At 60.7% G+C, this 14,407-nt stretch carries 10 protein-coding genes; 7 read left to right on the top strand and 3 right to left on the bottom strand.

What is annotated here, in order from left to right; all coding sequences use genetic code 11:
* Window positions 1-277: 277 nt before the first annotated feature.
* Together B0G81_RS19650 and B0G81_RS19645 are read left to right on the top strand one after the other, a co-directional pair.
* Entirely contained in the window at window positions 278-829 is a 552-nt protein-coding gene (locus B0G81_RS19650) for a hypothetical protein (RefSeq protein WP_134138065.1), read from the top strand.
* Complete coding sequence (locus tag B0G81_RS19645; RefSeq protein ID WP_134138064.1) at window positions 826-1,635, top strand: hypothetical protein; 810 nt, start codon at window positions 826-828, stop codon at window positions 1,633-1,635. The genes B0G81_RS19650 and B0G81_RS19645 overlap by 4 nt, the downstream gene beginning before the upstream one ends.
* A 281-nt stretch (window positions 1,636-1,916) precedes the next feature.
* On the opposite strand, the gene B0G81_RS43740 is transcribed toward B0G81_RS19645, so the two are convergent.
* Window positions 1,917-2,078, bottom strand: coding sequence for a hypothetical protein (locus tag B0G81_RS43740; protein ID WP_166679040.1), 162 nt, complete (start codon window positions 2,076-2,078; stop codon window positions 1,917-1,919).
* A gap of 409 nt (window positions 2,079-2,487) precedes the next feature.
* On the opposite strand from B0G81_RS43740, the gene B0G81_RS19640 reads away from it, so the two are divergent.
* The 3 genes from B0G81_RS19640 to galU all read left to right on the top strand — a co-directional run bounded on the left by B0G81_RS19640 (window position 2,488) and on the right by galU (window position 8,962).
* A complete protein-coding gene (locus B0G81_RS19640) occupies window positions 2,488-4,215 on the top strand; it encodes a ShlB/FhaC/HecB family hemolysin secretion/activation protein (protein ID WP_134138063.1) in 1,728 nt (575 codons plus the stop codon).
* Window positions 4,216-5,130: 915 nt separating this feature from the next.
* Window positions 5,131-8,010: a valine--tRNA ligase gene (locus tag B0G81_RS19635; protein ID WP_134138062.1), complete on the top strand. Its 2,880-nt coding sequence runs from the start codon at window positions 5,131-5,133 to the stop codon at window positions 8,008-8,010.
* Between the two features lie 70 nt (window positions 8,011-8,080).
* A complete protein-coding gene (gene galU / locus B0G81_RS19630) occupies window positions 8,081-8,962 on the top strand; it encodes a UTP--glucose-1-phosphate uridylyltransferase GalU (RefSeq protein WP_116117836.1) in 882 nt (293 codons plus the stop codon).
* Window positions 8,963-9,089: 127 nt separating this feature from the next.
* On the opposite strand, the gene B0G81_RS19625 is transcribed toward galU, so the two are convergent.
* Together B0G81_RS19625 and B0G81_RS19620 are read right to left on the bottom strand one after the other, a co-directional pair.
* Window positions 9,090-9,317 carry a sulfurtransferase TusA family protein gene (locus tag B0G81_RS19625; protein ID WP_134143172.1) on the bottom strand — a complete coding sequence of 76 codons (228 nt, stop codon included), beginning with the start codon at window positions 9,315-9,317 and terminating at the stop codon, window positions 9,090-9,092.
* A gap of 265 nt (window positions 9,318-9,582) precedes the next feature.
* Window positions 9,583-10,722, bottom strand: a complete 1,140-nt coding sequence (locus tag B0G81_RS19620) for an IS481 family transposase (protein ID WP_134138061.1) — start codon at window positions 10,720-10,722, stop codon at window positions 9,583-9,585.
* 306 nt (window positions 10,723-11,028) lie between these two features.
* On the opposite strand from B0G81_RS19620, the gene B0G81_RS19615 reads away from it, so the two are divergent.
* Together B0G81_RS19615 and B0G81_RS19610 are read left to right on the top strand one after the other, a co-directional pair.
* A complete protein-coding gene (locus B0G81_RS19615; RefSeq protein WP_134138060.1) occupies window positions 11,029-13,380 on the top strand; it encodes a UvrD-helicase domain-containing protein in 2,352 nt (783 codons plus the stop codon).
* Window positions 13,377-14,363, top strand: a complete 987-nt coding sequence (locus B0G81_RS19610) for a 5'-methylthioadenosine/adenosylhomocysteine nucleosidase (protein WP_134138059.1) — start codon at window positions 13,377-13,379, stop codon at window positions 14,361-14,363. The genes B0G81_RS19615 and B0G81_RS19610 overlap by 4 nt, the downstream gene beginning before the upstream one ends.
* Window positions 14,364-14,407: the final 44 nt, after the last annotated feature.

Raw genomic sequence — 14,407 nt, 5'->3', positions numbered from 1 at the left:
TTTGGATAATCTGCCTTGCCGGTGCCTTTATTGCATGGCAGATCGACTTATGCATTCATTGTGTTTTTATCTGCCTGTATTGCCCGGCTGATTCTTTACAGTCTCGTCGCTGCGGAACGGTCGAAATGTACACGCCAAATGGACGTTTTGGCAGCGGCAATTATCTTAATAGCCATGCTGAAAGACGATCGCAGTAACAGCAGATTCGTCGCTGCCTGCGGCAGCACGGATTTGTTTTTTAAAAACCGTTTTAGCTATTTGCCTTGAGAGAAAATTCATGAGTATCCGATACTTTGTTGCGCTTCTATTCCCAGTCGTTAGCGCGTGCTCCGCGCTTGTCCCGGATATGGCAGATGAAAATCAGGGCCTAAAAGGTCAGGCAGCGGAAAGCCTGGAACAATTTTATGGAACCTATCAAGTGGCAAACACGAAAGGCCGCAACTGGGATGTATCGTCTGTATTAGTCATCCGTGGTGATGCCGCCGGAAATAACCTCCCACTGTTTCGCCTCTACAGAAAAGACGGCAGACAGTTCGACACAATCACGCCGCGCGTGTGCGAAACCTCGAGCACGCACAAGAAGCCCGAAGGTAGTGATGGGACTTACGTGAGGTGCGGGCTAACGGGTATGATGTCCAATGCGCCGTTCCTTATCTTCGACAGCTTTCCAATGACATTGAAATCAAATAATCTCATTTTCAAAGATAAAACATTTGAAATCAATCCCGGTGAATATCACCTCTTCCTATCCTATAAGAATGGCGGATCGGCAGATTTCGAACTGGTGCGCATCAGCGAAGGTAGTGCGAACAAACCTGCGGTTAAGTGACCGTTATTTCTAACGTCGCTCCCTGTCGGTTCAACCGCCAGTTGCATCCGGGCGAGAAAAAGATCACGGATCAGGCGAACGGAGACAAAGCTGAAGAGGTGAAGCTGACCAAAGCGGCGTGCTATGCGGTGAAATGCTGGGCCGAATATCCGAAGGGCAGCGACCAGTACAACGCGAATTACGTGAGTCAGCTTGATGCGTCGCAACTCGTGCCGGAACTGTCGTGGGTGAAAAATCAGAAGGAAGCGGGTTTGTTCAATTACACGCCGGAGCAGAAGGTCACCGACATGGTTAAGAGCGATCCGTTGGGTATTGCGAAAGATGCGGCCAAGGTAGTTGTCGGTGCTGTCACTGTAAAAACAGGCGTGGGACTCTGCGCCACTGCACTCGGTTGTTCGGCTGGAGTACCAATGGCTGCGTTCAGCACAAGCGACATGGCCGAAGGGATGGAGAGTTTATACAACCGCTATGACGGGATCAACTCATCTGGCGTTAATCCGCTACGTTACGTGTTCAACGAGGTAAGCCCTACATGGGACGATACTATGTACGATACCCTCAACTTGGGTGCGTCTGCCCTCGCGCTTCGCGCACAAGTGCCTTTGAAAATGGGTGTAGCAGACGGCATGAACAGATCGGGAACCATCTTCGATGTGACTGTACCGCGGATGAACAACAATACGCTCGTTCCGTTCTTAAACACGGCTGCGCCATACGGAACGACGCAGGCAATCTCGGCCTACGGTATTGCCAGCAAGGGGGCAACCCTAATCAAGGACGCGACGCAGGCAGGATCGAAAAAATGAACTGGCGAAGACTTTATTCGACGTTGGAAATTTGCGTCACCGTTGGGCTATTCGCCGCATTCATCGCGGCGTTTTGGGCCTTCCAGTTTTCGGGATTGTACAGATTGGTGTTCCATTTGGACGACATACAGTCGATGTGAATTGTCTTCGTGCCCACAGCAGTTTTGCTTTTCCTTTTGTTGACAAGATTTTTAAGTCCCTTCGAAAGATGGGGCTGTTGAGTGACCCGCCTTCGCGTTTTGGGCCGTGGTTCAAGTAATGGCAAAAGGAAAAGAGCGAGTTTATTGCTCGATGAAATAGCCGAACACACAATCTTCAACTTGACGATGCGCGGCCCAGACCTGCGAGCGAAGCGCAATGGTCAGCGGCGCGCTCGTCGCGGAAACGTGGTGAAAGCGGGTAAAGCTGATTGTCCCTGCCATGCTGCGTTGCGCGCTGATCATTTAGCTTTACGAGAAAAAATCGTCGGGCCGCTAAATAGATGTCTTCCATTGCAACCAACTGCTGCAAGAAATTTATAACGCCTGTTTATGTGTTTCTGTGCGTTAGTTTGACAATAGGAGCCGCAGTGTTTATCGCGATCCCTGTATTCGGGGTGCCGCGCGGCGTCGATGCAGACGTGGTGGCGCGGTTAATGATACCTGTGCTTGGGGTCTCGTGTTTTATAGGGGCTTGCCGAAAATGGACGCTACGACTGCCGTACAAAACAAGGTACGCAAAGACGTTTTATCCCCTGCAAAGGGGTTGGACTAATCGACTTATTGTAGAAATGGCAATGGGCACCTGTTTGGTCGTCATCGGGGTTGTAGCGAACTACTGAACTACAAGTTTTGAATCACGGAACAAATAGTTATGAGAATCAGAAAGAGCCTGGCGGCGCTGCCGCTATCGGCTTTGGTCGCGCTCGCGGCCAACGTGCAGGGGCAAAGCCTCGGCGGTATAGAAACCGAACAGAACCAGCAGCAGCGGCGCGACGCGCAGCAGCGCGAAGCGGCAGTATCGGCGCCCGCCGTGCGCTCGGCTGTGACGAAGATCGAAGCCTTTCCCGTGCTGCCGGCTGAAACGCCGTGCTTTCGCATCGACCGGTTCGCGCTCGATGTGCCCGACACGCTTTCGGCCGCAGCGCACGCGAAAGGCGCATCGGCTTTGCCGCTCGACCCGTTCGCCTTCGCGCGCGAATGGCTCGACCACTACAAGGGGCAATGCGTCGGCAAGCAAGGCATCGACATATTGAGCAAGGGATTGCAGCAGGCCGTGCTAGGTCGCGGGTACGTGACCACGCGCGTACTCGTGCCTCAGCAGGATTTGACGGCGGGCACGCTGTCGTTCGCGCTCGTGCCGGGTCTGGTGCGACAGGTCCGGCTGGCCGATCCTTCCATGTGGGGAACGTGGAAGAACGCGTTTCCCGTCAGCGGTGGCGACCTGCTGAACATGCGCGATCTGGAACAAGGTCTGGAGCAGATGAAGCGCGTTGCAAGTCAGGACGTGGACATGAAGATCGAACCGACCGACATCCCAGGCGAAAGCGATGTCGTCGTGACAGTGAGGCGCGCGAAGCCGTGGACGTTCGTCGCTTCGGTCGATAACTCGGGCACGTCGTCGACGGGCAAGTGGCAAGGCAACGTCAGCCTTGGCATTGATAACCCGCTTGGGCTCAATGACGTGTTCACGGTTGGCGCGAATCAGGATCTGTCGTTCGGCAACAAGTCGCTTGGCTCGCACGGGTTCAATGGTTCGTACTCCATTCCGTTCGGCTACTGGACGGCGACCCTCTCGGGCAACACGAACACGTACTATCAGAACATCGCCGTCGTGAACGATACTGTCGTATCGAGCGGCAATTCACAGACGGCCGCGCTGCGCATCGCACGCGTTCTCTCGCGTGGCCAGAACGACGTGCTGGGCGGATACGTGCAGCTATCGAAGCGTTTCGGCGACAGCTTCATGGACGATGCGAGCATTCCGACACAGGCGCGCAACAATACATTTCTCGAACTCGGCGCGACCGACCGGCATTACTTCGGCGCGGCGCAGTTCGACGGCACGCTTGCATACCGTCAGGGCATCGGCGGACTCGGCGCGACGCCCAACCCGTACCCGGACGGCCCGACGTACCGCTTTCACATGGCCGTGCTCGACGCGAACCTGTCGGTGCCGTTCGCCGTCGCAACACAGAATTTCCGCTACGTGACGACGGTTCACGGCCAGTTCACCAACGACACGCTGTTCTATCTGGACGACCTGACCATCGGCAGCCGCTACACGGTGCGAGGCTTCGACGGCGAAACGATGCTCGCAGCAGAGAAAGGCTTCTACTGGCGCAACGAACTGCAATGGCCGGTCTTCCAGACAGGACAGACGTTGTATGCGGGGATCGACTACGGGCACGTGTTCGGGCCGAACACGGCATTTCTGGCGGGGACGCAACTGGCGGGCGCGGTGATCGGCATTCGCGGTGGTGTGCCCGCAAAGATTGCAGGCCTGTCCTACGACCTGTTCGCCGGAACACCGATCTACAAGCCGTCAGGCTTTCCGACAGCACGCGCGACGGTCGGCTTTCAAATGACCGCGCAGTTCTAGGCGAAAGCGCCGGACAGCTCGTAACTTTGCGTCAATGCGTCAAAAATTGTATTGGGGGTAGGATTGAGGGTAACGAATTGCATTAATCGCTAGAAGCGCCTACCCATAAGGGTTGTACGGCGATAATTGCTTTGCCGCCGCAAAGAAAGGAAGCAAAGAAAGCGGCTTCACGCCGCCAGCCTGTAAGCGGGTCTCCTGGCTTGGAGGAGGCAGTGGCGCATCTGGAATCCGTGCCCTCGCGCCTTCCGCGTTCGTGACAAGGCGCTCATTCTTCCGGCGGCGCTGCGCGCGCCGTCGCGGTCGTTCTGCAAAACGTCGGTCGTTTCGATGCCAAGCGTTCAATGAGTCGTGGACGGATTTCCCGCGTGGGCGGCTTGCCAGGGTACTCTGCTTTTTTGCGCGCAACTGTTTTCGTCTCGTCATTTTCCACGTCCGACGGCATTTCCCGTGGTGCCGGCTCCGTCCACCGCGGCCGCCGCCTTCAAGACCGCCGGCCGCTTCGCGGCATCGCCGGGGCGAAGCCGGTGGCCCCACTGCACACGCGCGCAGCGACGGGTTTTTGGACAGACCGTTCCGGCGAGCGCGCAGCGCGAGGCGGGCGGTATGACGGCCTTGTCACAAGCTCCGAATGCGCGAGGGCACAGATTCCAGATGTGCCACTGCCTCCTCCAAGCCTGGGGACCCGCTTGTAAGCTGGCGGTGTGAAGCCGCTTTCTTTGCTTCCTTTCTTTGCGGCGGCAAAGAAAGGGAGTGCCGCCCCGCACAGGGGCAACGCCAATAAACCACAAACAAATCAAGGAAAGGCCCACACGCCAGGCAACCGAACCATCCGACCAAAACACCCAAAACCCGCCCGCCCGCCAGGCGCCGCTTATAATCAACCATTCTCAGCATTCACCAGCCGAACCGACACAAATGAGCGAGACCCCGAGCGACACCACCTCTACGCTTGCCAAAAGCTTTGAGCCCCACACCATTGAAGCCCACTGGGGCCCCGAATGGGAAAAGCGCGCCTACGCGACGCCCACCATCGAGGAAAACCGGAAAGATTTCTCGATCCAGTTGCCGCCGCCGAACGTCACAGGCACCCTCCACATGGGCCATGCGTTCAACCAGACGATCATGGACGGCCTGACCCGCTATCACCGCATGCTCGGCGAAAACACCCTGTGGGTGCCCGGCACGGACCACGCGGGCATCGCCACGCAGATCGTCGTCGAACGGCAACTGGACGCACAAGGCATCTCGCGCCACGACCTCGGCCGTGCAAAATTCGTCGAACGCGTCTGGGAATGGAAGCAGGAATCCGGCTCGACCATCACGAACCAGGTGCGCCGCCTGGGCGCTTCGATCGACTGGTCGCGCGAATACTTCACGATGGACGACAAGATGTCGGCCGCCGTGCGCGACGTCTTCGTGCGCCTGTATGAACAGGGCCTGATCTACCGCGGCAAGCGCCTCGTGAACTGGGACCCGGTGCTGCTCACCGCCGTCTCCGACCTCGAAGTGGTCAGCGAAGAAGAAAACGGCTCGCTCTGGCACATCCAGTATCCGCTCACGGACGGCTCCGGCCATCTGACGGTCGCCACCACGCGCCCGGAAACCATGCTCGGCGACACCGCCGTGATGGTCCACCCGGAAGACGAGCGCTACGCGCATCTGATCGGCAAGACGGTCACGCTGCCGCTGTCAGGCCGCGAAGTGCCGATCATCGCGGACGATTATGTCGACCGCGAGTTCGGCACCGGCGTCGTCAAGGTCACGCCCGCGCACGATTTCAACGATTATCAGGTCGGCCTGCGCCACAAGCTGCCGATGATCGAAATCCTCACGCTCGACGCGAAGATCAACGACAACGCGCCGGAAAAATACCGAGGCCTCGACCGCTTCGAAGCCCGCAAGCAAGTTGTGGCCGACCTCGAAGCGCTCGGCGTACTCGAATCGGTCAAGCCGCACAAGCTGATGGTGCCGCGCGGCGACCGCACGGGCGTCGTGATCGAGCCGATGCTGACGGACCAATGGTTCGTCGCCATGAGCAAGCCGGCACCGGAAGGCACCTTCAATCCGGGCAAATCGATCGCCGAAACGGCCCTCGACGTGGTGCGCAGCGGCGAAATCAAGTTCGTGCCGGAAAACTGGACCACCACTTACTATCAGTGGCTCGAAAACATCCAGGACTGGTGCATCTCGCGCCAGCTCTGGTGGGGCCATCAGATTCCGGCGTGGTACGGCGAAAACGGCGAAATCTTCGTCGCGAAGACCGAGGAAGGCGCGCGCGCCAAGGCAGCGGCCGCCGGCTACACGGGCGCGCTCAAGCGCGATGAAGACGTGCTCGACACGTGGTTCTCGTCCGCGCTGGTGCCGTTTTCGTCGCTCGGCTGGCCGAACGAAACGCCGGAACTGAAGCACTTCCTGCCGTCGTCGGTGCTGGTCACCGGCTTCGACATCATCTTTTTCTGGGTCGCGCGCATGGTCATGATGACCACGCACTTCACCGGCAAGGTGCCGTTCGACACGGTCTACGTGCACGGCCTCGTGCGCGACGCCGAAGGCCAGAAGATGTCGAAGAGCAAGGGCAATACGCTCGACCCGATCGATATCGTCGACGGCATCGGCCTCGACGCGCTGGTCGCCAAGCGCACCACCGGCCTGATGAATCCGAAGCAGGCCGCGTCCATCGAGAAGAAAACCCGTAAGGAATTCCCCGACGGCATCCCGGCATTCGGCACGGACGCGCTGCGCTTCACGATGGCGTCGATGGCCACGCTCGGGCGCAATGTCAACTTCGATCTGGCGCGCTGCGAAGGCTATCGCAACTTCTGCAACAAGCTGTGGAATGCCACCCGTTTCGTGCTGATGAACTGCGAAGGCCACGATTGCGGCTTCGGCAAGCCGGAACAATGCGGCGAATGCGGCCCGGACGGGCACCTGCATTTCTCCCAGGCCGACTACTGGATCGTCTCGCGGCTGCAGCGCGTGGAAGCGGAAATCGCCAAGGGTTTCGCCGATTATCGTTTTGATAATGTGGCCAACGCCCTATACAAGTTCGTATGGGACGAATACTGTGATTGGTATCTGGAGCTCGCGAAAGTTCAGATCCAGACGGGTCAGCCGAACCAGCAGCGCGCAACTCGCCGCACGCTGTTGCGCGTGCTCGAGACGGTGCTGCGACTGGCGCACCCGGTGATTCCGTTCATCACCGAGGCGCTGTGGCAAAAAGTGGCGCCGTTGGCCGGGCGTTATCCCAAGGACAAAGCCGAGGGCGAAGCGTCCATCATGGTGCAGCCGTACCCCGTCGCCGAACCGTCGAAGATCGATGAAGAAGCGGAACAGTGGGCGGCCGATCTGAAAGCGGTGATCGATGCGTGCCGGAACCTGCGCGGCGAAATGAATCTGTCGCCGGCGGTCAAGGTGCCGTTGCTCGCTACCGGCAACGCGGAGCGCCTGCGCACCTTTGCTCCGTACGCGCAGGCGTTGGCCCGTTTGTCCGAAGTGCAGATCATTGCCGACGAGGCAAGCCTGGATGCGCAGGCAGATGGCGCGCCAATTGCTATCGTTGGGAATGACAAGCTCGTGCTGAAAGTGGAAATCGATGTGGCAGTCGAGCGCGAGCGGTTGTCGAAGGAGATTGCGCGGTTGAGTACGGAAATCGTCAAGTGCAACGGCAAATTGCAGAACGAAAGTTTCGTTGCCAAGGCACCGCCGGCAGTCGTTGAGCAGGAGCAGAAAAGACTGGCAGAATTCGAAGCGACAGTGGGCAAGCTGAAAGCCCAACTGGCGCGCTTGCCGGTTTGATCACGCTCCGTGCCCGTCCCAGGCGGCGGGCAAGGACCGATCGCTAATTCAGAGGATTCAGGGTAATCACATGCTAAAAGTTACAAAGGCGGTTTTTCCGGTAGCAGGTCTTGGCACCCGGTTCCTCCCTGCCACGAAGGCGAGCCCGAAAGAGATGCTTCCGATTGTCGACAAGCCGCTGATCCAGTACGCGGTGGAAGAGGCAATGGCGGCCGGCATCACCGAAATGATCTTCGTCACGGGTCGCAGCAAGCGCGCGATCGAGGACCACTTCGATAAGTCATACGAAATCGAGGCCGAACTCGAGGCGCGCGGCAAGGACAAGCTGCTGGAGCTCGTGCGCAGCATCAAGCCGAGCCATGTGGACTGTTTCTACGTACGTCAGCCGGAAGCGCTGGGCCTGGGCCACGCGGTGATGTGCGCCGAAAAGCTGGTGGGCGACAACCCGTTCGCCGTCATTCTTGCGGACGACCTGCTGTACGGCACGCCGCCCGTCATGACGCAGATGATCGAGGTGTTCGACCACTATCACAGCTCGGTGATCGGCGTCGAAGAGATCCCGGCTCAGGAGACGAAGTCGTACGGTATCGTCGACGGCAAGGAGTGGGAAGACTCGATCATCAAGATGTCGGGCATCGTCGAAAAACCGGAGCCGAGCGTGGCGCCGTCGAATCTCGGCGTGGTCGGCCGTTATGTGCTGAAGCCGCGCATCTTCGACCATTTGCGTGCGTTGAAGCCGGGCGCGGGCGGCGAATTGCAGCTCACGGACGCGATTCAGTCGCTGCTCGCCGACGAACAGGTGCTGGCGTACAAGTATCACGGCACGCGTTTCGACTGCGGCAGCAAGCTGGGTTATCTGAAGGCAACCGTCGAGTTCGCCTTGCGTCACCCGGAAGTGGCCGCCGATTTCGAGGAATATCTGCGCACCCGTTCGCCGGTGCTGGAAGGTTGAGCGGGCTGTGAGCCGTTAGCCACCCGGTAGCGTTGAACCGAAGTTAAAAGGCGCTGTGCCTGCATTCGTGGGCACAGCGCCTTTTGTTTTCTGGCGATCGCTCGGGGCGCGCGCTGGTGCGTCGACGTCAGCGGCGCTTCATCAGGAAGGTGAAAACCTTGTCATGCGCGGAGCTTTCGATGATTTCATTGCCGGTTTGTCTCGCAAACGCGGCGAAATCGCGCTGCGAGCCCGGATCGGTGGCGAGCACCTTGAGAATCTGGCCGCTTTCCATGTCGGCGAGCGCCTTCTTGGCGCGCAAAATGGGCAGCGGGCACATGAGCCCGCGTGCATCGACTTCCTTGTGAATCTGAATTTGCATCGACGATGACCTTCGGGGGAGTGGGCGTGGTTTTTGACGCCGGTGGGTCAAATTCTACAGCAGGCTTATTGTGGTTGCCGGGAGGTGGGTTTTTTGGCTGTTTGGTCGCTGTTTGGTCTCTGGGTGGGCCTTTCCTTGAAATCTTTGTGGTTTATTAGCGTTGCCCCTGTGCGGGGCGGCACTCCCTTTCTTTGCCGCCGTGTATGGACCGGAGACATGGGTAACAGGTGTGCGGAGACATGGGTAACACATGATCCGCTCATTCCTGCTGGTTCAGGTTGATGGTTCCGAAACGGTGATGCGCAAAAAACAGGTCGTAGCAGCTCTCTTCATCGACGCGCTCGCGGATGGCCACGGGCAGGTTCTGCAATGCGTTCGATACCTTGAATCGCCGGTTCCTGAAGCGTAGTTCATCGTTCCACTTCACGCACTGCACGTGGTCGTTTGCGCCGTACTCGATCGGCGGCAGGATTTCGGGGTAGGCGCGTGGACTCGGTCGATAGCGCGTGCCCGGGGTCGCCATGTCCAGTGCCTGATGCGGGCGTTGATGGTTGTAGACCGGGCGCCACTCATCGAACGCCTGCTGGGCGCTGGGCAGGTCCCTGAAATGGCGCCCGGCGATCACCTCGGCCTTCAGCGTGCGGTGAAACCGCTCCTCCTTGCCGTTGGTCTGCGGATGCGCCACGCGGCTGTGCGACAGTCGCACGCCCAGCCGGATGAGCCAGATGGCCAGTTCGGTCAACTGGCCCGGCTGGCTGGGGCTGCCCCACGGCGAACCGTTGTCCGCGTTGATGCGCAGCGGCAGCCCGTAGCGGCGGAACGTGCGCTCCAGATGATGCTGGACGATCCGGGTGTCGGTGCAGATGCAGGCATCGAGTGTCACGTTGTAGCGCGAATGATCGTCCAGCATGGTCAGTGGTGAACAGTGCCGTCCGTCCTGCAGGTCGAACCAGCCCTTGAAATCCATCTGCCAGAGATCGTTGGGCTGCGCATGCTCGAAGCGCTGCCAGGCCGTGGCGGCATCGGAAGCGGCCGGGTCGATCAACCCGTGGCGATGCAGGATATCGGTCACAGTGCTGGGAGCGGGCACGTCCGTGTGACCCAGATCGCACAGACGTCGGCTGATCTTGCGTCCACCCCAGGCCGGATGCGCCCGCCGCAGTTCGACCACGCGCTGCTCGACCGACGCTGTCGTGCGTGCCGGACTCTGCCGGGGCCGTCGCGAATGATCCGTCAGCGCGGTGGCTCCGCCCTGCGCGTGGCGATCGAGCCACTTGTAGCCGGTCTTCGGGCTGATGCCAAAGCGCCGGCACAGTTCACGACGGTTGGCGCCTTCCTGCGAGGCCAGCTGAACGAATTCCAGACGCAGATTCATGGTGTCTCTCGGGTTCCAGGGCATAACCGGCTCCAGGCGATTCGCTCGCCCAGAGTGTTACCCATGTCTCCGCACACCTGTTACCCATGTCTCCGGTCCATACACGGCGGCAAAGAAAGGGAGTGCCGCCCCGCACAGGGGCAACACTAATAAACCACAAAGACTTCAAGAAAAGGCCCACCCAGCAAGCAAACCCACCCCCAGCGACCGCAAGCAAAGCCCAACAAAAAACCAGAGAACCACAAACCAACCCACCCCGCCGAGCAGGCAAAAAATCACCCCCCCGTCCGGGGCATATAATGTCGAACGACCCGCCGCCCTTCCGAAAAAATGCCCGACCTGCTAGCCAATCTAAACCCCGAACAACACGCCGCCGTCACGCTCCCCAACGAGCCCGCCCTCATTCTCGCCGGCGCGGGCAGCGGCAAGACCCGCGTTCTGATCACCCGCATCGCGTGGCTCATCCAGCACGGCCTGGCATCGCCCGCCACGATTCTGGCGGTGACCTTCACCAACAAAGCCGCCCGCGAAATGATGTCGCGCCTCTCGGCGCTTCTGCCGATCGACACGCGCGGCATGTGGATCGGCACCTTCCACGGCCTGTGTAACCGCATGCTGCGCGCGCATCACCGCGACGCGGGACTGCCGGCCACCTTCCAGATTCTCGATACCGCCGACCAGCTGTCCGCGATCAAGCGTCTGATGAAGGGCCTCAACATCGACGACGAAAAGTACCCGGCGAAAAATCTCCAGTACTTCATCAACAACGCGAAGGAACAAGGCCTGCGCCCGAAAGACGTCGACGCGACCGACAACTTCAACCGCAAATTCGTCGAGCTCTACGAAGCCTACGACCAGCAATGCCAACGCGAGGGCGTGGTCGATTTTCCGGAACTGCTGCTGCGCTGCTACGAACTGCTCGCGCACAATCCGCCGCTGCGCGCCCACTACCAGGCGCGCTTCCGGCACATTCTGGTCGACGAGTTCCAGGACACCAACAAGCTGCAATATGCGTGGCTGAAGATGCTGGCGGGCCAGACCAACTCGATCTTCGCCGTCGGCGACGACGACCAGTCGATCTACGCCTTCCGCGGCGCGAACGTCGGCAACATGCGCGACTTCGAACACGAGTTCAATGTTCGCCATCTGATCAAGCTCGAGCAGAACTACCGCTCGCATGGCCATATTCTCGACGCGGCGAATCAGCTCATCGCCAACAACTCGCGCCGTCTGGGCAAGAATCTGCGCACCGACGCGGGTCACGGTGAACCGGTTCGCGTGTATGAATCCGCGACCGATTCGCAGGAAGCCGGCTGGATCGTCGAGGAAATCAAGGCGCTGATCAGCACCGGCACGTCGCGCAGCGAAGTGGCGATTCTGTACCGCAGCAACGCGCAGTCGCGCACGATCGAACACACGCTGGTCAACGCGGGCATTGCTTATCGCGTGTACGGCGGCTTGCGCTTTTTCGAGCGCCAGGAAGTCAAGCACGCGCTCGCCTATCTGCGCCTGATCGACAATCCGAACGACGACACCGCGTTCGCCCGTGTCGTCAATTTTCCGACGCGCGGCATCGGCGCGCGCTCTATCGAGCAACTCGCGGACGCGGCGCGTCAGTACAACTGCTCGATGGCCGCGGCGATTCCGTACGTGGCGGGCAAGGCGGGTTCGAGCCTCGCGGGCTTCGCCAATCTGATCGGCAAGATGCGCGCGGAAACGCAGCAGATGAGCCTGCCGGAAACCGTCGAATACGTGGTGCGCACGAGCGGTCTCTCGGAGTTCTATCAGAACGAACGCGAAGGCCAGGACCGGTTGGAGAACTTGCAGGAACTGGTCAACGCGGCCGCCGCGTTCGTCAGCGAAGAGGGCTACGGCATGGACACGCCGGCGCGCTCCATTCCGCTGCGTCCGGGCGCGAGCGCCGCGCCTGAACTGGCTGTCGCGACCCACGATCCAAATATCGTCGTGCTCGACGCGCCCGGCATCGCCGACCCGGCACAAAACCCGGACACGATGACGCCGCTCGCCGGCTTCCTGTCGCACGCATCTCTCGAAGCGGGCGACAACCAGGCGCAAGCCGGCCAGGAAGCCGTGCAACTGATGACGGTGCACGCGGCGAAGGGCCTCGAGTTCACGGCGGTGTTCATCACCGGTCTGGAAGAGGGGCTGTTCCCGCACGAAAACAGCGCGATGGAGTCGGACGGTCTGGAAGAAGAGCGCCGCCTGATGTACGTGGCGATCACGCGCGCCAAGGAGCGGCTGTATCTGTCATTCGCGCAGAGCCGCATGCTGCACGGCCAGACCCGCTACAACATCCGCTCGCGTTTCTTCGACGAACTGCCGCAGGAAACGCTCAAGTGGCTCACGCCGAAGGTCGAGGCGGGCGCGCGCTGGGGCGGCCGCTCGGACAACGCGGGTTATGGGCGCGACTGGTTCGCGCGGCCGGGTTATACCGGGCCCGCATCGTCCACGCCCGCGCAGTTGCCTGCGTTCGCGAACGAACAGCGTGCGGCGGAAACGGGTTTTCGCGTCGGCCAGCAGGTGTTCCACACCAAGTTCGGCGAAGGCACGATCACGGCGCTCGAAGGCGGCGGCACCGACGCGAAAGCACAGGTCAAGTTCAAGCGGCACGGCGAGAAATGGCTGGCGCTCGCGGTCGCTAAATTGCAGGCGGTGGAATGAGCGGCACGGGCGCAGACGCGCCAGGCACGGGCGCAGACGCGCCAGGCGCGGGCGTCGGGGCATCTGGCGTCGACGCAGCGGGCAAAGAGGCGCATGGCGCTGGAACGGTGGGCGTCGAGGCTCACGGCGTGGAAGCTGCCGGCATGCCAGCGGTTGTGGGTGACTCGTCAGCCGCAAGCCTGTCCGCGATCGATCCGAACCGCAGCGGCGCGCCGGTTTCGCATCGGCCGCTCGGGATTCTGGCGGCGCTGCCGCAAGAACTCGGCGATCTGATCGAAGCAATGCGCGCCGAGTCCGGCGTGCGCACGATCACGCACGGTCAGCGCGACTATCACCTGGGCAGTGTCCACGGCGCGCCGTGTGTCGTAACGCTGGCACGCGTCGGCAAGGTCGCGGCGGCGGCCACGGTCAGCGCGCTGATCCATGCATTCGACGTCGAGGCGATCGTCTTCACGGGCGTGGCCGGCGGCGTGGGGCGCGAGGTGCGGGTCGGCGACATCGTGGTCGCCGACGCGTTGCTGCAGCACGATCTCGACGCATCGCCGCTGTTTCCGCGTTTCGAAGTGCCGTTGCTGGGCATCTCGCGCTTCGACGCCGATGTGACGCTCGCCGATCAACTCGCCGCGGCCTGCGAGCGGTTCGTCGCGGAAGAGGGCGCGGCCTCGGCGGCGCGTTTCGGCACGCGCGAGCCGCGCGTGCATCGCGGGTTGATCATCAGCGGCGATCAGTTCGTGGCCAGCGCCGCGGGCGTTCAGGCCTTGCGCGAGGCGTTGCCGGATGCGCTCGCCGTGGAAATGGAAGGCGCGGCGATCGCGCAGGTCTGTTACGAATACGGCGTGCCGTGCGCGGTCGTGCGTACCGTTTCCGATACCGCCGACGATCACGCGCCCGAGTCTTTCGTGTCGTTTCTCACGGCGATCGCGGGCACGTATTCGAACGCGATCCTGACGCGGTTTTTAGAAGCACGCAGTTCGACGATCTGACGGCCGGCGTCGCGGCGCGCATGTCGACGCATTGATAGCAACCC

This window comes from Paraburkholderia sp. BL6665CI2N2, assembly GCF_004366535.1.
Taxonomy (GTDB): Bacteria; Pseudomonadota; Gammaproteobacteria; order Burkholderiales; family Burkholderiaceae; genus Paraburkholderia.
Note: the sequence above shows the minus strand (reverse complement) of the source record. Positions and strands in the feature narration are given on the sequence as shown.

What these genes read in the sequence shown, in the direction of transcription:
- B0G81_RS43740 (WP_166679040.1), bottom strand. Translation starts at nt 2,078, where the DNA reads ATGATCAGCGCGCAACGCAGCATGGCAGGGACAATCAGCTTTACCCGC.
- B0G81_RS19640 (WP_134138063.1), top strand. Translation starts at nt 2,488, where the DNA reads ATGAGAATCAGAAAGAGCCTGGCGGCGCTGCCGCTATCGGCTTTGGTC.
- B0G81_RS19620 (WP_134138061.1), bottom strand. Translation starts at nt 10,722, where the DNA reads ATGCCCTGGAACCCGAGAGACACCATGAATCTGCGTCTGGAATTCGTT.
- B0G81_RS19615 (WP_134138060.1), top strand. Translation starts at nt 11,029, where the DNA reads ATGCCCGACCTGCTAGCCAATCTAAACCCCGAACAACACGCCGCCGTC.
- B0G81_RS19610 (WP_134138059.1), top strand. Translation starts at nt 13,377, where the DNA reads ATGAGCGGCACGGGCGCAGACGCGCCAGGCACGGGCGCAGACGCGCCA.
- B0G81_RS19635 (WP_134138062.1), top strand. Translation starts at nt 5,131, where the DNA reads ATGAGCGAGACCCCGAGCGACACCACCTCTACGCTTGCCAAAAGCTTT.
- B0G81_RS19650 (WP_134138065.1), top strand. Translation starts at nt 278, where the DNA reads ATGAGTATCCGATACTTTGTTGCGCTTCTATTCCCAGTCGTTAGCGCG.
- galU (WP_116117836.1), top strand. Translation starts at nt 8,081, where the DNA reads ATGCTAAAAGTTACAAAGGCGGTTTTTCCGGTAGCAGGTCTTGGCACC.